This window comes from Photorhabdus sp. CRCIA-P01, assembly GCF_003545805.1.
In the GTDB taxonomy this organism is placed as follows: Bacteria; Pseudomonadota; Gammaproteobacteria; order Enterobacterales; family Enterobacteriaceae; genus Photorhabdus; species Photorhabdus antumapuensis.
Map to the genome: position 1 here is coordinate 99,670 of NZ_NMQR01000010.1, position 22,775 is coordinate 122,444.

At 43.1% G+C, this 22,775-nt stretch carries 8 protein-coding genes and 3 pseudogenes; 4 read left to right on the top strand and 7 right to left on the bottom strand.

Annotated features, from left to right (window positions below):
* The first annotated feature begins 242 nt into the window (after positions 1–242).
* From focA to pflA, 3 genes are all read left to right on the top strand, one after another.
* Complete coding sequence (focA, locus tag D3222_RS08910) at positions 243–1,100, top strand: formate transporter FocA (RefSeq protein WP_118985836.1); 858 nt, start codon at positions 243–245, stop codon at positions 1,098–1,100.
* 55 nt (positions 1,101–1,155) lie between these two features.
* Complete coding sequence (gene pflB, locus D3222_RS08915; RefSeq protein ID WP_118985837.1) at positions 1,156–3,438, top strand: formate C-acetyltransferase; 2,283 nt, start codon at positions 1,156–1,158, stop codon at positions 3,436–3,438.
* 72 nt (positions 3,439–3,510) lie between these two features.
* Entirely contained in the window at positions 3,511–4,251 is a 741-nt protein-coding gene (gene pflA, locus D3222_RS08920) for a pyruvate formate lyase 1-activating protein (RefSeq protein ID WP_118985838.1), read from the top strand.
* 333 nt (positions 4,252–4,584) lie between these two features.
* Here pflA and D3222_RS08930 read toward each other — a convergent pair.
* The 5 genes and pseudogenes from D3222_RS08930 to D3222_RS08950 all read right to left on the bottom strand — a co-directional run.
* Positions 4,585–4,917, bottom strand: a pseudogene (locus D3222_RS08930) (Rpn family recombination-promoting nuclease/putative transposase); the annotation flags it as partial.
* A 270-nt stretch (positions 4,918–5,187) separates the two neighbouring features.
* Complete coding sequence (locus D3222_RS08935) at positions 5,188–5,502, bottom strand: phage tail fiber protein (protein WP_232832456.1); 315 nt, start codon at positions 5,500–5,502, stop codon at positions 5,188–5,190.
* 58 nt (positions 5,503–5,560) lie between these two features.
* Positions 5,561–6,743: pseudogene (locus tag D3222_RS08940) on the bottom strand (IS4 family transposase).
* A 138-nt stretch (positions 6,744–6,881) separates the two neighbouring features.
* Positions 6,882–7,160 (bottom strand): annotated as a pseudogene (locus tag D3222_RS08945) (Rpn family recombination-promoting nuclease/putative transposase); the annotation flags it as partial.
* A gap of 390 nt (positions 7,161–7,550) precedes the next feature.
* Entirely contained in the window at positions 7,551–8,804 is a 1,254-nt protein-coding gene (locus tag D3222_RS08950) for a dicarboxylate/amino acid:cation symporter (protein ID WP_118985840.1), read from the bottom strand.
* Positions 8,805–9,296: 492 nt separating this feature from the next.
* Here D3222_RS08950 and ybfF point away from each other — a divergent pair, with 492 nt between their 5' ends.
* Positions 9,297–10,058, top strand: a complete 762-nt coding sequence (gene ybfF, locus D3222_RS08955) for an esterase (protein ID WP_369973503.1) — start codon at positions 9,297–9,299, stop codon at positions 10,056–10,058.
* Positions 10,059–10,124: 66 nt separating this feature from the next.
* On the opposite strand, the gene rtxA is transcribed toward ybfF, so the two are convergent.
* Both rtxA and D3222_RS08970 read right to left on the bottom strand, forming a co-directional pair.
* Positions 10,125–20,261 carry an MARTX multifunctional-autoprocessing repeats-in-toxin holotoxin RtxA gene (gene rtxA, locus D3222_RS08960; RefSeq protein WP_118985842.1) on the bottom strand — a complete coding sequence of 3,379 codons (10,137 nt, stop codon included), beginning with the start codon at positions 20,259–20,261 and terminating at the stop codon, positions 10,125–10,127.
* Between the two features lie 768 nt (positions 20,262–21,029).
* Positions 21,030–22,775 (bottom strand): thioesterase domain-containing protein (locus D3222_RS08970; protein WP_157975308.1); only part of this gene is annotated, 1,746 nt, incomplete at its 5' end.

The following is a 22,775-nucleotide window of genomic DNA, read 5'->3' on the forward strand; positions in this document are numbered from 1 at the left end:
ACAATTTGACCTGTAATTTTACTTATTAGGTTTTCCCTCATCGGTTAAATAAAAAAATATCATAAATTTTAAAATTTTTTTATTTAATTGAAATCAATAAGTTAAATTGAATTTAAACCATTTTTACTCCCCAGAACAGAGCCTACTCTCAGGGAATTATGATCTATATCAAATTCCCTCTCTCAAGCCTTTGTTAGTATCGTTACGTACCGTAACTTATTCATCATAAAGAGAATGTTGGTATGAAAGCTGACACCCCCTTTAACCTATTACCACCTGCGGTAATGACACAAGTCGCCAATGACATTGGTGTTTATAAAACCACTAAACCTGTTGCCATTACCTATCTGTCAGCAATAATTGCCGGGATTTTTATTTCTATTGCATTTGTCTTTTATATTACCGCAACGACAGGGACCGCATCTGTCCCTTATGGGCTAGCTAAATTAGTTGGCGGCATCTGTTTTTCCCTTGGATTAATGTTAGTCGTCGTTTGCGGAGCAGATTTATTTACTTCCACTGTGTTGACGATTATTTCCAAAGCCACCGGGCGTATAACCTGGCATCAAATGATGGTAAACTGGGTTAACGTTTATTTAGGTAATTTGATTGGCGCGCTATTTTTCGTCGCCATTATCTGGTTTGCCGGTCAATACCGTGTTGCCGACGGATTGTGGGGCTTAAATGTCTTGCAAACAGCAAACCATAAAATGCACCACTCTTTTATTGAAGCGTTATTTTTAGGCATTCTCGCCAATTTAATGGTTTGCCTCGCTGTTTGGATGAGTTATGCCGGACGGTGTTTAATGGATAAAATATTTGTCATGATTTTACCTGTGGCCATGTTTGTCGCCAGCGGCTTTGAACACAGTATTGCGAATATGTTTTTAATCCCGCTTGGCATTGCTATTAAGCATTTCGCACCCACTGAATTTTGGATTAACGTGGGGGCAACACCAGAACAATTTTCTCAACTCACCATTTCACACTTTATTACTAACAATTTAATTCCAGTCACTATTGGTAACATTATCGGTGGCGCCATTTTGGTGGGTTTAACTTACTGGTCAATTTATCTGCGTAGTGAGCAAAAACATTAATTAGCTCTCTCGCCTGATTTCTTAAAAGTTCGATTATTACAAAGGCAGAAGTATCATGACTGAATTAAATAAAAAGTTCTCTGTAGCATGGCAAGATTTTAATCCTGGGGATTGGCAAAATGAAGTCAACGTTCGTGATTTCATCCAAAAAAATTATACGCCATATGAGGGTGATGAATCTTTCCTGTCAGGTTCGACAAAAGCGACCGATATCTTATGGGAAAAAGTCATGGAAGGTATCAAAATCGAAAACCGCACTCATGCACCAGTTGATTTTGATACTGATGTTGCTGCTACTATTACCTCCCACGACGCAGGTTATATCGAAAAAGATCTGGAAACCATTGTTGGCCTGCAAACAGAAGCCCCATTAAAACGTGCCCTAATCCCATTCGGCGGCATTAAAATGGTAGAAGGATCATGTAAAGTTTATGGCCGTGAACTCGATCCTAAATTGAAACAAATTTTCACTGAATACCGCAAAACGCATAATCAAGGAGTTTTCGATGTTTACACACCAGATATTCTGAAATGCCGAAAATCGGGTGTTCTGACAGGTCTGCCTGATGCCTATGGCCGTGGTCGCATTATTGGTGACTACCGTCGCGTTGCAGTATACGGCATCGATTTCTTACGTGATGATAAATTAGCCCAGTTCAATTCATTGCAGGAAAAACTGGAAAACGGTGAAGATCTGGCAATGACGATTCAATTGCGTGAAGAGATCGCTGAACAGCACCATGCTTTGGGCCAAATTAAAGAGATGGCGGCTAAATACGGCTATGATATTTCTGGCCCCGCCACTGACGCTAAGGAAGCGATACAGTGGACTTATTTCGCTTATCTGGCGGCGGTTAAGTCTCAAAATGGCGCCGCGATGTCCTTCGGTCGCGTTTCCAGTTTCCTGGATATCTACATCGAACGTGACCTGAAAGCAGGTAAGCTGACCGAAGTTGAAGCTCAGGAATTGATTGACCATCTGGTGATGAAACTACGTATGGTTCGTTTCCTGCGGACACCGGAATATGACGAACTGTTCTCCGGTGACCCCATCTGGGCAACGGAATCGCTGGCAGGCATGGGGTTAGACGCACGCACGCTGGTGACTAAAAACAGTTTCCGTTTCCTGAACACCCTATACACAATGGGCCCATCACCAGAACCTAACATGACCATCCTGTGGTCTGAAAACCTGCCGACAAATTTCAAAAAATTCGCGGCAAAAGTTTCCATCGATACCTCATCTTTACAGTATGAAAACGATGATCTGATGCGTCCTGACTTCAACAACGATGATTACGCTATTGCTTGTTGCGTCAGCCCGATGATTGTGGGTAAACAGATGCAATTCTTCGGTGCCCGCGCAAATCTGGCTAAAACGATGCTGTACGCCATTAACGGCGGTGTGGATGAAAAGCTGAAAATGCAGGTTGGTCCGAAAGAAGAGCCAATAAAAGATGAAGTGCTGGATTACGACAAGGTTATGGCCCGCATGGATCACTTTATGGATTGGCTGGCAAAACAGTATGTTACCGCACTAAACATCATTCACTATATGCATGATAAGTATAGCTATGAAGCTGCACTGATGGCACTGCACGACCGTGATGTTTACCGTACCATGGCCTGTGGCATTGCCGGTCTGTCTGTCGCTGCTGACTCGTTGTCTGCCATCAAATATGCCAAAGTGACACCGATCCGTGATGAAGATGGTTTAGCGGTTGATTTCAAGATTGAAGGTGAATATCCACAATTCGGTAACAACGACTCACGTGTTGATGATATCGCCTGTGATCTGGTTGAACGTTTCATGAAAAAAATCCAGAAACTGAATACTTATCGCAACGCGGTACCGACACAATCCGTTCTGACCATCACTTCTAACGTAGTATATGGTAAAAAAACCGGTAACACCCCTGACGGACGTCGTGCTGGTGCACCATTTGGACCCGGAGCCAATCCAATGCATGGTCGCGATCAAAAAGGTGCCGTCGCCTCTTTGACCTCCGTGGCTAAATTGCCCTTCGCTTATGCAAAAGATGGCATCTCTTATACCTTCTCTATCGTACCGAATGCGTTAGGCAAAGATGATGTAACACGTAAAACTAACCTGGCCGGTTTGCTGGATGGTTATTTCCACCATGAAGCAAACATTGAAGGCGGTCAGCACCTAAACGTTAATGTGATGAATCGTGACATGCTGCTGGAAGCAATGGAAGATCCTGAGAAATACCCCCAACTCACTATCCGGGTATCAGGTTATGCCGTGCGTTTCAACTCACTGACTAAAGAGCAACAACAGGATGTGATTACCCGTACTTTCACCCAATCTATGTAATAATTTGTTAGCAAAGGCCCTGAATCTTGGGGCCTCTATTTGTTTACCCGCCAGTTTTGGAGCAAACCTGTTATGTCGGTACTTGGTCGTATCCACTCTTTCGAATCCTGTGGCACCGTTGATGGCCCCGGTATCCGATTTATTGTTTTCTTTCAGGGTTGCCTGATGCGCTGTCTCTATTGCCATAACCGCGACACGTGGGATACCCACGGCGGTAAAGACGTGACTGTTGAAGAGTTGATAAAAGAAACGACCACCTATCGTCATTTTATGAACGCCTCAGGTGGAGGGGTTACCGCATCGGGTGGCGAAGCCGTTCTTCAAGCTGAATTTGTACGTGACTGGTTCCGAGCCTGTCATGCCGAAGGTATTCATACTTGTCTTGATACCAATGGATTTGTCCGTCGCTATGGCCCGGTTATTGATGAATTGATGGATGCCACAGATCTCGTTATGCTCGATTTGAAGCAACTTAACGATGAAATCCATCAGAAATTAGTGGGCGTCTCCAATCACCGCACTTTGGAATTTGCCCGCTATCTGGCTAAACGTAACCAAAAAACCTGGATTCGTCACGTTGTGGTTCCAGGCTGGTCGGATGACGATGAATCCGTTCATAGGCTAGGTGAATTTACCAAAGATATGAAAAATATTGAAAAAATCGAGCTTCTGCCTTATCACGAACTGGGTAAACATAAATGGACGACTATGGGGGAAGAATATCAATTGGAAGGTGTGAAACCGCCTGCGAAAGAGACAATGGAGAGAGTGAAAAGTATTCTGGCAAGCTACGGCCATAAGGTTAACTATTAATTAAATTATTTAACTTCCATCTCTGAAATGACGTTTGAAAACAAGAGGAAAAAGCCATCGTGACTGCTCCCTACCGTCAAAGGCGAGGCTTCCCACTTCAAAGACCGCCGCTTGCGCATGACAAGTCTTACGCTGGCCTCCACGGGCAGAGGTGACGAGATCCGCCGCCTGTAATTCAAATATGCCCTGCTGTTTGATATTCTGCGCGGCGTTAATATCCCTGTCATACTTCGCCAGGCAAACGTAAAAGTCCCCTGTGTAGCCATCACCTTGAATAAGAACAAAAATGCCGATCTTGAATATCGGCGTTTTGCTGTGAAAAAGAAGATTAATTTAATGCTTTAACGCTTCGATTTTATCCCGACTCAGTCCGGTACTGGTGACAATAATGTCCAAACTCACGCCATGCCGTAATAAGGCACGAGCCGTTTCCACTTTACCTTCCTCTCGGCCTAGTTCAATACCTTCCTCGCGCCCTTTTTGTTCAAGCTCTTCTGCAATAGTCATCAACATCGTTTCATGCTCCGGAGATTGTTCAATCAGTTGATAGACAAATTGGGAGAGATCCAGCGTATGTCCATTCAGTAAAATATAGCTTAACACAACATTGCGCTGCTCAGCTGTATTATACCCTGCATTCAAGAGTTCCACCAATTGGGGGACCCATATTATTAATAGAAAAAGCTTTAAAATCATTCTTGTGATTCATATACCTTCCTTAAATTAGATAATACCATTTCATAATCAATATATTTGAATCATTGTGAAAATTATCCCTCGGCAACTCACGCCAATCAAATTATAACTCAGAAAAATAATAATTCGTCGCTATTATTTCTTATAAGGTTAACTGTTTTTGTATAATCATCAGTAATAAGTAATTCAACATTTTGGAATCTAAAATACATTCAAAAACATATATTTAATATCTGGAAACTACTTTTCTCTTATTCCTTCTATCTTTTCATGCAACTTTCTCCGCTTAATGTTCCACACTGAATCTTTAGGCATTTGAACTCTAACATCTAATCTACAGTGTTTAGGAATATCGCATAGCTCACCGTCTTCATAAAATACATGCCCATTATTCTCATAAATGCACTTGAGTCTCCAATTCTGAAAACGGGTTGGTAAGTAAGAGAGCTGTCCGTGAAAGCGCTCAATGATGATAAGCTGAGAAGAGAGAGAATGATTTATGGCTTTCAGGGTTTCTGATAAATCGCCGGTTCTTGATTCTGTTGATACTGGCATTGTGAAAACTCCATAAAAAAACCCGCGCGGGGCGCTAGGGGATCCCCACAAATCAGCGCTAATAAATCAAAACCATATTTTGGTAGATTTTGGCGAGGTATTTGAGTGTTTGATTAAAGACTATTTCAAATAATATTAGCGGGGAATGGCGTAATACATTCTCCGCTAATGTCAGATGAGAAATAACTCTTCTTGATTTGATACTATTTGCCTGATAATTAAGGTGTATTCCTTTGTTTCCAGCATGAAACCCGATCAACCAAAGTACTATCGAGCTAAGCGTAGCAAGAAGGCTCAATACGGATAATCGACCAGCTCCTTGGCTGTAGCCCAAATCCAAATCGTTCGCTCTTTTCATCTCTAAAATTTTGCTCTATTTGCACTCTTCGGCTGTATAATTTCATGATCTGCCGAGGTTTAAAATCATCCATGCTGGTAAAAATCAGCCAAGGCTCTATGGCTGCCGAACGCCCATCTTTAACTTGTGATTTTCTCACCATTCGATAACGTGATTTTTTGAATTTTCTCCCTTTATTCGGTCTTTTATGAAGATAAAAATAGCCATCACAACGTGCATATTCTGCTTTTGATAATGTACCGAATCCCAGAAATTGCGGTGTTGCGGTTGCTTTTAAAGCTTGTCGTTTAAACCAAAGCTCACCGTATTTATCAAGCCTTAGTTGAGTATTGCCTCGAATACGCCCGACAAAATCCCAACCGAGTGTTTTTATATGGTTAAACCCGGCATTTTGGACACCGGCATCAGTAATGATAATAACTCTGGCTTTAGGGTTAACAGCTTGAGCGAGTGTGTCAAGAAACGCATTTTGTATTTTTGCATTTTGCGGCTTACATGAAGGAACTATTTGACTTAACAAAGGAATTGAGCGTCCATCGCAAATTAAACTTGCACGGAGTACATGATGTTCTTGTGAGGGATACCCACTCCAATCAACAGCGATAACACACAATGATAGTGGCTCAGTCAGCATGGCAATAACATGACGAAAAAAATCCGGGATATCCCTATGGATAGCTTCATTACCAAGTAGTCTGTCAACGCGTTTAATTTTATGTTTGACGTGGGCATGTCCTGGTAAAAAACGGCCAATACTGGTTAACGTAAGAGAAGCGCCATTAATCAAAGCCATAGTGGCATCGATTAAAGCATTCTGACGATATTTATGAAACGGCGCTAAGGCATCTTTGAAGAAGTTGTGACATACTTTACGTGCAGGCATAGCAGTGACCTTATTGACTTGGTGGAACAATCAGTAGATCACACAACGCTATGCCTGTCTATTTTCTGGGGATTCCTCAGCAAGCGGCTGTGTTGAAAAGCAGATCTTCTGCTACGCTGACATAGACCATGCCTAACCCCATGTAGGTAATGGGTCAGGAGTGGACTGATGTTCAATCAGACAATAGATATAGCCTTGTCCTCGAACTGTTTTAACCGAGTACAGCACATCACTGTGCAGTTGACGTAAATGCCGGTCCACAAAACTGCCGGGTTCCAGTTTCAATGTGGCTAAATCACACAACGACTGGATCTCTTCGGGCAGATAAAGGGATAAAAACTCCCTGGCCGTTTCGGGCTGCGTTAAAAAATGTTTGAATAATGCGTCATGGTGAGGCCGTTTTTCTTTCTTTGCCACAATTCGTTTCTCTATCTTATCAGTTAGTCATCGCCACTCATTGTCAACGCTATAATATCTCTAGAAAACCCGCAACCAAGTTACAAAAAACATCTTCCCAGATTTTCTCAGGAAAATCTTTACCGAATGCATTAATATAAGAGCCTAAAGAATCAAATACCAGAAAAGAAAAAACGAGGAAACATTATATTTACAACAACTACTCAATAAAAGCCATTCATTTAAATGAGTTTTTAATTTGCATTTACATAATAATAACAACCTTATAAAAATATCAGGTAGATTCACATAATAAACGCAGTACGCTATACTAATTAGAATTAATGCCGACCAAAAGCCGGCATTGTTTTATTAATTAGTTATCGGATAGATAAAAACTTAAAAATTTACTTATTTGGCATTTAGTGCTTCGTTTAATTTGCCTTCATCAAGCTGACGACAACGTTTCGCGACCACAATCGTTGCAACACCATTACCAATTAGATTCGTTAAAGCTCTGGCTTCTGACATGAAACGATCTATTCCCAGGATTAATGCCAGACCTGCTAGTGGTAAATGCCCAACAGCGGAAATTGTCGCAGCTAATACAATAAACCCACTACCTGTTACACCAGCCGCACCTTTAGAGGATAAAAGCAATACAACCAATAGCGTTATTTGATGCACAATATCCATATGAGTATTCGTCGCCTGAGCAATAAATACCGCAGCCATTGTCAGGTAAATGGAGGTACCATCCAGATTAAATGAATATCCTGTCGGTATCACCAAACCAACAACAGATTTCTGGCATCCCGCTTTCTCCATTTTATCTAACATACGCGGCAATGCAGATTCAGAAGATGATGTTCCCAATACAATTAATAATTCTTCTTTAATGTAATTAATAAACCGGAATATACTAAACCCTGTGGCTTTTGCGATTGTTCCTAAAACAAAGATAACAAAAAGAATACAGGTGATATAAAAGCAAACTATTAATTGTCCTAATTGTACTAACGTACCAATACCATATTTACCGATGGTAAATGCCATCGCACCAAAAGCCCCCAAAGGAGCTAATCTCATTATCATATTGATAATGCCAAAAATAACATGAGAAAAACCATCAATAATATTAAAGATTGGTTTCCCTTTCTCGCCTAAACGATGAAGTGCAAAACCAAATAACACAGCAAATAATAAAACCTGCAAAATATTACCACTGGCAAACGCCCCGATGACACTGGCCGGAATAACATCAAGTAAAAATGCTATTATCCCTTGTTCAGAAGCCTTCTCCGCATATAGGGATACCGCTTTAACATCTAACGTAGAGGGATCAATATTCATTCCTGCGCCAGGCTGCATAACATTGACAACAATTAGCCCAATAATCAAAGCAATTGTGCTAACTATTTCAAAATACACCAGTGCAATAGCGCCTGTTTTACCAACAGCTTTCATACTTTCCATACCTGCAATGCCGGTTACAACAGTACAGAAAATAACAGGAGCAATAACCATTTTGATTAATTTAACAAATCCATCACCCAATGGCTTCATTTCCGCACCAAGCTGTGGGTAGAAATGCCCCAAAAGTATACCGATAGTTATTGCGAGCAAAACTTGAAAATAAAGACTCTTTAGTAAATTTTTCTTCACTTCTTAATTCCCTAATCCATAGTATAAAATCAAATTCTATTTATTCTTATTAGAACGATGTAGTTGTTGTTAAATGTACCTTATATCTTGATGTACATAAAATATAAAGTAAATTTTCACCATTTTTTCACAAAAAATTAAAGTTAACACACAATTTTTTAAGATATAGATCACATAAATACACAATAAATAACCTCGCTAAGATGACTGAACTAATAATCATCTCATAAGTTATTTAAAACTTTCCATTTAAAAATATTATTTACTCGAAGAACGTTTATTTTTCAATCCATTAAGTATTACCATGAAAAAATTAACAAATTTTTGATACATGAACATTTTGAGAACGATGTAATTATAAGATATTATTAACTATAATTGTACAGCCTGGTTGCTTTTTTATAATTTAAACAACAATATACACGGCATGATATCAATACCTGAAAGAAAACACTTTTCATCATGAAATTAGACAACCCGTTAAATTACCATATGCAGATACCGGAAAATCCACTCTCTTCTACCCCTGTGGTATTAATCCACGGGTTATTCGGTGATCTCAATAATCTTGGGGTTTTGGCCCGTGATTTGCAGCAATACTATCCCGTCATTCAAGTCGATGTACGCAATCACGGTTTATCTCCACGGGCAAATAACATGGATTACCACGATATGGCACAAGATGTTATTTCCCTGCTGGATCATCTGCAAACTCAGTCCGCCATTATTATTGGTCATTCCATGGGCGGTAAGATCGCTATGGCAATGACCGCACTAGCACCAGAGCGGATAGAAAAAATTGTTCTTATTGACATAGCCCCCGTTGCCTATCAGGTTCGCCGTCATGATCAAATTTTTACCGCACTGAACAAAGTGACAGAAGCTGGAGTTCAATCCCGTCAAGACGCCGCTAAGATTATGCGAGAAAATATTCAGGAAGAAGGTGTCATTCAGTTTTTACTGAAATCATTCCATCAGGGGGAATGGAAATTCAATTTACCGGTATTAATTAACCAGTATGAAAAGATCATCGGCTGGCAAGAAATCCCTACATGGCCTCGCCCTGCCCTGTTTATTCGTGGTGGCCTTTCCTCTTATATCCAGGAAGAGTACCGGAATGATATCGCCAGACAATTTCCACAAGCCAAAGCTTGGGTTATCGCCGGTTGCGATCACTGGGTTCACGCAGAAAAACCAGACGCAGTTTTAAAAGCAATTCATCGTTTTCTTAATACCGATACAGAATTAATGTAGGAAACCGGTTAATTAGCGATAAAAGTGGCTCATTTATCTTGAGCCACTTGATTATCATGCACTTAATTAGGCAAATTTCCCCTTGCTAATCGGGGCATCTGCCCACGCTGTTGCGATAGCCACTTTCACTTGGCTCTCCAGCCCCTCAATAAAGCCATTATCACCGACTGTCGGAGCAAAACTACTCATTGCCTGGATCAAAGAATCCACCACATTATCTGACAATGCAGTAAATTCGCGCTCCCCTAACGCGTTCTTATCACCTATTTGAGTCACCAATTTGGCACGATTGCCATTAAAATAATCATTAAAGGTAACCGAACCTACTGATTCAAATAGCCCCTGAGCAGTGTTGTCCCAAGTCTGACGCTTCACTGACAGCACCAGATCATACCCGCTGCGCTGCAACCACAGGTTTCGCCAGTCAACACCATTAAGCAATATCATGTCTTCCGCGCTGATATCATTGACCGACGTATCAATCACCTCTCCGCTAACGATAAAACTGTCTACACCAGAACCACCCTGGAAGCGATTCTGGTACCCACCTAGCACCAGTAGATCCTGACCTTCACCGCCATCAAACTCACTGAACTTCGAAATCGCCGCGGCTATCAAGTGATCATCACCTTCTCCACCGTTGATTACCGCATGGTAGCCCATCAGTTTTATCGCATCATTGCCGGAATAGCCGTCGATCCGGTTGTTATTGCCAAATACTCTGGCAAAGTCATTGCCTTCACCTAACTCAATTTGGTTATTATTGCCGATGGTGACAACATAATCCTGACCTTCCCCGCTATCCACCCGGTTATAGTTGCCAGAGGTAACAACATAATCTTGACCGCTACCGGCATCAATAAAACCGCCTTCACCAAAGACAAACATCTGGTCGTTACCTTCACCCATAAAGGCATGGTTAATCCGTCCGGCCACCACTGCGGTATCATCCCCGTTACCGCCAAACATCCAGTTTTCACGTCCCATCAGGACACCCAGATCATTTCCTTCACCGCCGGTAAAGAGGTTGGAAGTACCAATTGAATAATAAACATCATCACCGCGACCACCCCAGAAGTTGTTATTATCGCCCAGATAAGCACCGAGATCTTTACCGTCACCACCCCAGTTGAAGTTATAGTTCCCCAACGATATATGGATATCACCATCATCATGCAAATGGCCGCTGTTACGCAGGAAATCAAAGGTCTTTTCCTCCATATTAAGCAAATCAGTCGTCAAGTTTTCTTTCAAATGCGTGGCTAAAGACTTCATTTCTGTTTGCTTATCTTTACTGAACATCGTCGCAAACAGATTAGGCAAATTTAGTGAGTTAAAGCCAAATGTAAGTTTTGCTTTATCATCGGCCTGATCGCGCTGTCCCTTGATGTTCACCGAAGATTCTGGTTCACGATCTTCATCAGGGGCTTTCTCTTGCAGGCCATGACTTTCCGTAAATGATCTGATGCCATCCGCACCCATATCAATGCCCGCTTTCAAACCATCAAGCAACTTTTCCGGGTTAGTAAAGGCTTTCAATTGCTCACCACCAAACTCCCCAATAAGCTCTAGCATCTCTTGCAGAATCGCTGCGCTATCAACCGGTTCTCCTGTACGGGAAACAATTTGGCCCTCTGCGGTGTAATTCACGCCAAAAATATCCGCTAAGGTAGTATCTGCGTTTACATTTGCTAATCGGCCAAGCAGCTTATTCTTAAGCTGACGCGGCAAGTCTTGCGGATGATAGGTAAAAGTGGTCTTCGCCATACCCGTTACCGAATATTGCTGAGTCATCAGACCAAACAGCGAACCCAGGTTGGTATCCATAATCGACTGGATATGGTCACCAAACATAAAATTCCAGTTACCGGCTGTCACCTGGATATCTGCCCCTTGACCACCGACGGCAAAGTTAAAAGCCAGCTTCTCATTAGCCTGACGGAATTTATTTGCACGACTTATTGTGCTTATATCAGTAACGTTACTGGTTAGCCATTGGTGATATTTTTTATTCAACGTCGCTTCAATATCTCGCTTCAAACTACGGCTACTACGTTCATGCTGTGAATCCAAACCAACCAACGTCTTGTAGTTCACGCTGCTAGTTTGATCCAAACTGGACATATCCTGTACAAACTTCTCCGCACCAGCGATTGTCCACTGCTGATCTTGCGCGATTAACCAATCTTGTTCTTTGCCAGAGTAGGCAATATTTTGTAGTACGCCGGTAACCTGCATCACGCCATCAAATGGATTAATCAGTGGCGGTGTTGGAATGGATTTATCCATCATCACAATCAAATCATTACTGCTGCCCTGATTAAAGCTGACATTACGATTACCAATAAACATCTGTGCCCCTTCAAGCGCCTGGTAACCACTGATATCGAAGCTGTGTTGACTATCACCATCACCGAGATGAACCATCAGGTTATTGTCACCAAAGGCCAGCGATTTAAAACCACCAGCACCTACTTTGATACCGATGTTCGATGTTCCCCAGTTAACAGCCGTAAATTCCCCCTCGCCCACATTGACCTGAATATTGCCGGAGTAGCTAAGCTGATTATTCGATTTATCGTTGGAGTCAATCTGAATAGTATTTTCACGCTTCTTTGGCCCAGTAAAAGGACGTCGATAATCTGCAACTGCCCCTCTCGTTACCGCATCAGCTCCAGTGTATCCCACCTTGGAAAGGGTGATGTCACTTTCAGTAATACCGCGAACAACCCTTTCTGTACGGGGCGTCAATTCACCCTGTTTATTCCATTCGAATACAATTTTGTTATCAGGCAAGTTATTAACCCATTGGTTATTTGCATCACGGGTAAATTTACGGCCTGTTGCATCAATCGCAACTTCGCTACGGCGGGCGGAAACATTACTGCGAATACCTTGCTTATCTAACTCTGTGATAAAGCGACGGGCAAAGCCGTCCCGCTTGTCATCACTGATCAAAGAACACCCCACGATGCTGATATGGTCAAGTTTACCCGCTTGTTCAAAATCATGACTGAACTGTTTTAGTTTCACCGCCAGTTCATCGGCAGAGTAACCACTCAGACGACCGTTATTTTGCTCTGACATATCACGGCCATGACCGACAATTTGCCAACGTAACTTACCGGATAATCTGGCAGAGTCACCATAAACGACACGATATTTACCGTCAGAATCGAGTTGTACCACCACACTGGAATCTGGGTGTTTACCAGCCAGATTAGCGGCGGCTTTAGCAACAACCGGATCATCCTCCATCTGAATAATGATCTGATGACTAAAACGGGTTACACGATCATCAGTTTGTGGTGCGACAGCCACCTGCTCCCACGTCCCTGCATTTTTGTTTTTAATGATGTCACTTGATGACAGTTTTTCCAGTGAAAGGCTCGCCGCATCAGCTTCAACTGGCACTTTAAGTATTAGTCTGTTCGCTGCCGGATAAGAGAGGATCTTATCGATATTCAACTGCACAAAGTTGGCCGCTTGTTTAAAGTTATTGCTCTCAACGTCAACCAGAACCTTTTTAGTTTGTTTACCTTGCTTAGCTGTCACTTCCAAGGTGATATCACCTTCCCGGTAATCAACCACACGTCCAGTGACATTTGAACCTAAGGTAAACGTCTTACCTTGCTCTTTCAATGCACGCAATACGTAGTTTTGTTCCCCCTTACGTGATGTTTTCCAAACGCCGTCATATCTCGCAATGGTTCCCTCTTCAAACTTGTTAAATTGGACATAAAAGCTTTGGTTGGGCTCTTTACTTGCCTGGAATTTATAACTCGTTATAAATCCTTTATGAAACGTATCCATAAAACGGCGGAAATCGTTATAGTTAGCAAACGATTTACCACCATAATTAGGATCATAAAATGACCAAACTGTTTGATTGATTTTTTTATGTACCACAACGGACATGGCATGCTCTTCAGACATGAATGTCATGTAAGTCGACCTTCTTACATTACGCAGCTTATCCATGACGGATTCATAGCCTTCAGCAGAGTAATCCAAGGCATTACTAATATTCGGCCCGGTTAACCCATTGACTTTCAGCTTGCCACCATAGGCAGCATTCGCTTTTCTATAAGCTTCCGGGGTAGAACCATCCATCAATTGGCTGTATTGCATCGATAATAAATCTTCAATAACCCGCCCAATATTTTGACGGCGATATTGAGTCAACAAAGCGGATTCAATGGCGTTGATATCGGTTTTTTTATTGACTGATTTGTCGTTGTAAGCTTTTACAGTGTCTTTTAACCACAACATATAGGCTTTACCTCCCCCTGAGCCATGTACTCGTTCTTCCATTAAGTAACGGGCAGATAAAGCAAAACACAATCCTTTCATGAGCTTTTTAGACTCAGCGGTATCTCCTTTCGTCAGGAGCACACTGCCAATTTCCGGGATGATTTTGCTGATTTTTTCCAACACATTACCATCCTGGCTAAAATGGAATGAATAAGCCTCCAGCTCTTTCCCATGCGCGATAAGATCGAAGATTTTATTATCAATTTTTTGTAGCACATCCCCTTTTATTGCCCCACGATGTTGAGAAGATGTTGCCAACAGATTTTTATCCAACGGGGATTGCTGATTAACCTGCAACCGGTCAATCATGTTTTTTGCATCTTTCAGTACGGTCAGATCTTCTTCCATCAATCCTGCACTGAATCGCCCATCTGCCTGTACGACCAACTCAGGGTTAACATGGCTGCTGGTTTCAGGTATAGCCGTTGATTGATAACCCTTTCCAGACAAACCACTACCAAGTACGCCTATACGCTGTGGCTTGGCATTGTCACTCTGCTTCACGCTCTTCGCATCGGTCCGTGCCTGAACCGCTTTATCCTCAGCCACGACAATATCCTGTTTGCCTCGATTCTCTGCCTCCTGACAGACAACCTTAGCATCATTTTTAGCTTTTTCTGCTCGCTGTTGCTGTAACAGTGCTTCTTCCTTTCTTGATTCAGCTTTTTTATGGGCGTTTACTAAATCTCGTTGCACACCAATACGATGCTGCTCACTTTTCGCTACACCTACCTCCGATTGCGCAACTGCTGTTTTTACTTTTTGTTGGTTACCGGTAACATTTCGCTGAGCATTAAATAACTCTTCCTGTGTAGTAGATTTGGTGTGCTCCCATTTACTCTGAACATTGTTCAGTAATCCGGCAGCAAATTGATTACGCCATTGGTCACCTGACTTACCGTGATAACTATCAAAGTTATTCAGTGCATCCAGACCTTGAGTCATTGAGAGCAGTTCATCTGTTACTGCTTGTGATTCTTCTTTTACCGCATCACGCTGAGCTTGCCCATTGGTGTTTAGCGCTGCCTGATCCGTTGATTCCAATTGAGACCGAACACCTGCAATTGCTGCCAGTTGTTTCTCTTTTTCTTGTTCTAAGATACGGCGATCTTCTTCGGCTTTATCTTTATCGCTTAACGCATTTTGTGCCGCTTTATCCTGTTTCGCGTGTTCGATAACAGCCTTAGCAGGTGGTGAACTCTCAGATTTCGCAACAATATTATCGAGAATGTAACCTACGCCATCATTTAAACCTGTCCCTTTAAATTCAATTCGGTTACTACCGGTTTTTGCTGTCAACTCCAGCATTTTGTTTTGCCATCCAGTGGCATCTCCAGCAGTTGAGAATACCCGTTCACCGTTCCAGAAAACATCCATGCCATTGTTGGTAAGATAAGCATTACGACGATTGGCAAAATCAAAACTCAGTGAAATCACTTCTCCCTCGAACAAGTTTTGTAGATCCTGATAAATCGTGGTGTTTCTATCTGTATCAAGCTCACTGACCCGCTCTCCATGCCCCTCGTTATCAAGACCGTAAGCCCTCGCTGAGTGATATGCTTCAATACCATTAGTTGTCCGCCAGCCGTAATTACCTTGTTCAAAATTACCATTGATGATCAGATTAGCTTCCTGTTCCGAATCATAACTTTCATTAATATTCAATGAATTATGGATATTTTCGAGCTCAGGCGTTTCGACCGCTGTGACAGAACCACTCAGACGACTGCTTAAATCTGAACTTACCGGCGCAATTTCATCTATCTTGAAACCGTTAATAGCAGAAACTTCGGTTAAGTTAATCGCCCCCCGGCCTTTATGGGTTCCAGACGTATTAGCCTCATTGCCCTGAACCAGAGAGTTGATCGCCTGACTGCCCCCCACACCTAACGCTGTCTGTTTGATATGTTCAAAGAAGGAAGAGAGTTTGTGACTTTGCGTATTGCTTTCTGCAACAGAGAAGTTATAGAAATCACCGTTACCCACCTTAATCACCACGTTATTGCGCGCATAGGAAGCATTGATACCCAAACCATCACCCACATGGATATTCGCATTGCCTTTACCCTTCATGATCGCAACATTAAGACCATTCCCGATTTTGGTATTGACGTTATATTCACCCCACGCCGCGTTAACGGAAACACCCTCACCCACTTTGGTATTCACATTCAGGTTGCCATGCGTCGCCGTCACATTTAAGCCATTCCCTACAGTAGTGGTGATATTCGCTTTGCTTTTTGCCACGGTAACTTGCATGCCATCACCCACTTTGGTGGCAATATTTCCTTCACTCCACAAGGCATTAAAACTGTCACCGTTACCCACCTGAGTCACAATGTTAGCCTCACCTTTGGCAAGCACCACATTGCGCCCATCACCGACCTTGGTAATGACGTTGGCTTTGCCCCAAGCGCCAGTGTAATCATCACCGTGGCCAACATGAGTGATAATATTGGCGTCACCCTGAACAACCGTCACTTCTTGTCCATCACCCACTTTGGTCACGATGTTCGCTGTACCTTTCGCGAAGTTATAACGATCACCATGCCCCTTTTGCGTCAGGATATTAGCCTCACCCCAAACCGCATTAATACCCGTGCCATTCCCCACTTTGGTAATGATATTGGCTTTACCTTTAGCAAATCCCACCGTTGTGCCATGGCCAACATGGGTCATCACATTCCCCACATTCGACACAAGCAAGCCGACGGTCGTCCCCTCTCCCGCTTTAGTCAGAATATTGCCTTCACCAAACAGTACGCCAGCGGTCGTCGAGTTGCCTACATGAGTCATAACGTTAGCTTTCGCCCCTGCAACAACCCCCATAAAATCATTACCGGTTTTGGTGACAATATTCGCTTCCCCTAACGCCAAAACACCGGTTAAGCCATTGCCGACATGGGTCATGATATTGGCCTGACCAAACATTGCCGCCAACGTTGTACCATCACCGATTTTAGTCATCACGTTCAGTTCACCGGCAAACAAACCCACACTAACGCCATTACCCACATGCGAGTAGATATTCGCTTTACCTACCATCAAAGCAGTTGTCAGATCATTACCAACCTTGGTTAACACATTAGCCCCACCGATCATGGCAGCAAAGGTATTACCATCTCCCACATGGGTAAAGATATTGGCACCCCCCATCATTGCGGCCAACGTCATACCATGACCCACTTTAGTCGCGACATTACCTTTTGCCAGCATCAGGGCAACACTTCCCCCATCACCAATTTGGGTAAATACGTTGCCTGCGGCTATCATCAGCGCCAACGCATCATCATCACCCACTTTAGTAAAGATGTTTACCGCGCCCCCCATCAGCGCCCATACATCTCCTTTACCAACATGAGTAAAGAGGTTGCCTGCACCAATCATGGCTGCAATCGCAGCTCCATCCCCGACTCTGGTAAAGATATTGCCCGCGGCCCCCATCACACCCAAAGTCTGGCCGCCACCGACATGGGTAAGTACATTACCTATCCCAAACATAGTACCAATGGTATCGCCGTCCCCTATTTTGGTTAGGATATTAGCACCACCGAGCATCACACCTGTCGTATTCCCGTTACCTATGTGGGTCAGAACGTTTGCACCACCACCCATCACTGCCAACACATTGCCCTGTCCTTTCTTGGTAAGAACATTAGCCCCACCCAACGCAATTGCCTTGGTATTCGACATTTCAGCATCATCACTGATATGCGTGATAATGTTAGCCCCGCCGAGCATACCGGAAACCAAATCACCTGCACCGAGCTTAGTCAGTATATTGGCACCGCCCACCAGTCCCGAGGAGACATTGCCATTACCTTTCTGGGTCATGACATTAAAACCGCCCGCACCTAACCAACTCGCTCTACCATTGCCGATCTGCGTGTGCGTGTTGTAACCACCTAGCATCACCACCCGGCTATTACCATTGCCTTTATGGATCGAGATATTACCCATTGCCAGAAGATGAGCCAGGTATCGTCCATCCCCAACCCGCACAAGCACATTTGCCGCCCCACCGGCGTTAACATCCATATCTCCACGCTGACTCTGGTGAACAAGGATGTTAGCCGCGCCAGCACCATCAAAATTAACATTACCTTGCGTGACGCTGGAAGTAATAACGTTTCCACCGCCAATGCCACTAAATTGAATATCACCGAAGCTGTCACCATTACGGGTAGATGAGTTGACAAGTTCTTGCTGACTATATTCTTCGGTATGTGCTAATCGATCAGAAGCACGACGTATTGTTGTATTAAGACAATATTGCAGTTGACTTAGCGTGCAGCCACCCGCGCTTATAGTGTGATAACCATTCGCAAGAGAAATATCTTCACTAGCCAAATTACCGGTATGATCACCCGCTTTATACCCCGCGCTGGCAAAATATTTGAGTTCCTGCGTGATAGGATCATTTTCCAATTTAACCACTACCACTTTAGTGTATGACTCAAGATAATTAGCATACACATAAGTATTTGGTTGACGGTTCGATCTCACCGCGGCAACATCAACCTTCTGGTTATTGGAAAAGATTGAATGCCCTCCCATTTTTGCCTCAACGAGTGTGATATCTTCTGCTTTGACCGTTGCCCCACTAGCACAAATAACCCACTCGTTTTCAAACAAACCCTCTTCAACAGCATGAATAATGATCGGCTGATGATGTTCTATAATTAAATTAAAAAGACGATAAGCCTCATTGCGGTTGATATTGATAAATCCATTACCTGAAGAAATATCCGTTGAAGCAAGATTTTCAAGATGATCGCCTTCCTTATACCAGGAGGTGGCATAATAATTGAGCTTACCGGTTTCAGGATCATTTCGTAGTCGAATTTTGCTAATTTTCGTATACATTTCGTCAGCAAACGCAAAGAGATAAGTATCAGGTTCAGTAGTTGATTTAATACCTGTCACTTGCTGGATTTCTTGAATCCAACTTCCGCCCATTGTTGCTGTAGTTAATACGATATCTTGAGCCTTAGCATATTCCAGCGCCTCATCACGAAAACCGTCATTCATACCCACTCTGGATATTTCGTTGTAAGCACCCGCACCGGAGAAATAAATATTACCGTGTGCAACATCAGAATAAATTTTGTTATAACCACCTATACCTTCAAAGGAAATATCACCACGAGTCTGGGCATAGATATCTTCTTTTTGACGAATACGCTTAATTCGGTTCAATGCCCCTGCACCATGCAAGATAATATTACCTTCTTTACCTCTACGTATAATGTGATTATCAGCTCCGACTCCATCGAAAACAATATCACCGCGCTCCATCCGCGAGCTAATACTGTTTGCGGCACCTGCGCCATTAAATGTGACATTTCCACGGCTTTCGTGGTAACGGTTATACCAAGTACGGTCGATTTTATTACCCGCGCCAGCACCATTAAAGTATAAATTGCCTTGATTGGTTTCGTGCCATAATTTGTTGTAACCGCCCGAACCTTCGAAGGTCATATTACCCGTCAAACCGTCACGGTTCATTTCATTATAAATAGCCGCGCCGGTAAAGTCCAAATCTCCATGATCACCGGTATGCTCCATCACAACGCCACCCGCAGCGCCAGAAAACGAAATATCACCATCACCACTTTTATCAATATCAGCGTAACCCGTACCACCTTTTACGGTCAGATTACCCGTGGAATCCACAACCGATAAATATGCCGCACCACCGAATACCGTGTCATTACCTGTGCCAGTATAGACTTTGGCAGCAATCGACCCTAGCGTAATATGGTCATTCCCTCCACGGGCATAAATGTAGCCCCCAAATCCAATGGCATCAATATCATTATTATTGTCATCAGCGAAATAATTCCCGGTAAAGAAATATTCCGCACTCCTACTTGATGATTTCCCCATAAACAATCCCTTAGTTTAATAGAAGTTAAAACCGTAACCAAAGAGCATGACTGTTTTGGAAGAAACAGATATTTCTGCTCAATGATTGGGCTTTATTTGAAATATTTAGTGCACGAATGAGTAGGTTATCCCACCATTATGTCATTCACCTACGATTTCGTTCCAGGCACATAAAATAAATGGAAATTGATCCCCGGCTGACATGCAAATTAGAGAGAATTTGTACCAAATTTTTAGACACATTTTTACCTAGAAGACAATTTGCTTATAAAGAATACACAATAAAACCTTAAACTTAGAAAATACCTAAACTGATGTATAGACAAATACTTTCAAATAAATTTATCGAATAAAAAGAAGCCAAAATCCAAAAACAATATTTCACGCAGAAGATCTATTTCTTTCTCATAAGATATAACGTTTCGCCAATTATGATCAATTATTTATTTTCTTTTTATAAAAATATCATAAGTATATTTTTATAAATGACATTAATTCCAAATCAATAATATATATTTAAAATAATAACAATATTAAATAATTAACCTACGTTCTATACCCAATAGATTTCAAATTGCAGCGCGGCGGCAAGTGAACGCATCCCCAGGAGCATAGATAACGATGTGACTGGGGTAAGTGAAAGCAGCCAACAAAGCAGCAACTTGAAAGATGAAGAGTATATTTAATGTAAGCCTTACACCTGTCCTAACGTTAAAAAAATGCCCAGTTTCTGACTGGGCATTAATGTAGAAAGCACAGATTAAACCCTTATTTATCACTCACCATTAATGCCATATTTAAGGCTCGGATTAATACGGTTTTATCCTGATTATCCTCCAACAAGCTAAAATGATTACCTGAAATTGGCACTAACCGCAGTAAAGAATCAGACACTATCAGTGACCAACCTAACGACGGTTCCACATTTAAAGGCGAGAGTTCAGCATCCATCACAACAGGAATCGGTGGAGAAGGTTCCATTGCATAGAATTGATATAACGTTATTGCCAATGTTTGCGGCTGATAATTTCTGACGATTTGCGCATAATTTTCTATCTGCCGCCACCGTTTAGCAATCAAATCAGGCGACAAATTTGCCGGGTATAACGCCAACTCCTGCGCGGTTGCAATAAATTGCACTAAACTTAGCTCATCAATTCGTTGGTACAGTGCTACCAACTCTTCAATATGCGCTTCCTCTGCCTGCCTCGCCAACTCAGTAAAAAATTGAAATTTCAGCGACATGATCCGCTGCCCGGAATAGTGAGGAGCAGGTGTATCAATTAGCCCCAAGAAATTAACTGTCTCTCCGGCATGTAACAGTTGCTGAGCAATGGCATAAGCCAATATACCACCAGAAGAGTAACCACATATCCGATACGGACCTTCTGGCTGAACAGCTTTTATCAAGGTGATCATCCTTGCGACCTGTTGTTCCATTGTCGACATCGGTTCCGCATTGATGGACGGCCAAGGCAATGCATAAACCGGGTAATCCGCCTGAATATATTGAGCGAGCCCGAAAACATAGGAATAATCCCCCATCCCACTCGGCACAAAGAATAGCGGAAGCCCCGTTCCATCAGGTCGCACCGATATCGCACCGTTTGGTTGAGACAACGGATCTAATGTCATTTTTGCTGCCAGCGCCGCCAGCACCGGGAATTGAAACAGATTATTCAATGTACAAACCAAACCATGATTAACAACACGGTTTATCATCCGCATGGCAAGCAATGAGTGTCCACCCAAGGTGAAGAAATTGTCATGCCGGCCAATCCGCTCAACCCCCAGTAATTCACGCCAGATAGCCGCCAGAACGATCTCCGTTTCCCCTTGCGGCGCTTCATAGATCTGACGAGCAAAGGCGTATTGATCGGGCACCGGCAAGGCCCGGTGATCCCGCTTGCCGTTCGGCGTCAACGGAAAGGCATCCAGACGCACGAAGGCTGCCGGCACCATATAGTCAGGCAATAAAGCCCTGACATGACGATGTAATTGGCTTGCCAGCTCGTTATCCGCTGGCGCCACCACATAAGCCACCAGACGCTTATCCTGCCCCTCTCCCAATGCCAATACAATCGCCTCACGCACATCAGGGTACTCCGTCAGCCGCGCTTCGATTTCACCCGGCTCAATGCGGAAACCCCGGATTTTAATCTGCTGATCATTACGACCAACGAACACCAGATTGCCATCCGGCAGGTAGCGGGCTAAATCCCCGGTGCGGTACATGCGAGCATCCGGTTCATCACTGAACGGATCGATAAGGAACCGTTCAGCCGTCAAATCCGGGCGGTTGAGATAGCCACGCGCGACACCCGCGCCACCCATGTACAATTCCCCCACGGCCCCAAACGGCACCGGCTGGCCGTGATTATCCAGGAGATAAATACGGGTATTCGCTGTCGGGCGCCCGATAGGGATCAACATATCAGTATAGTCTGGCGGGCAACGCCAACAGGTTGCACAGACGGTGATTTCTGTCGGGCCATAAGCATTAAACAGCGTTGC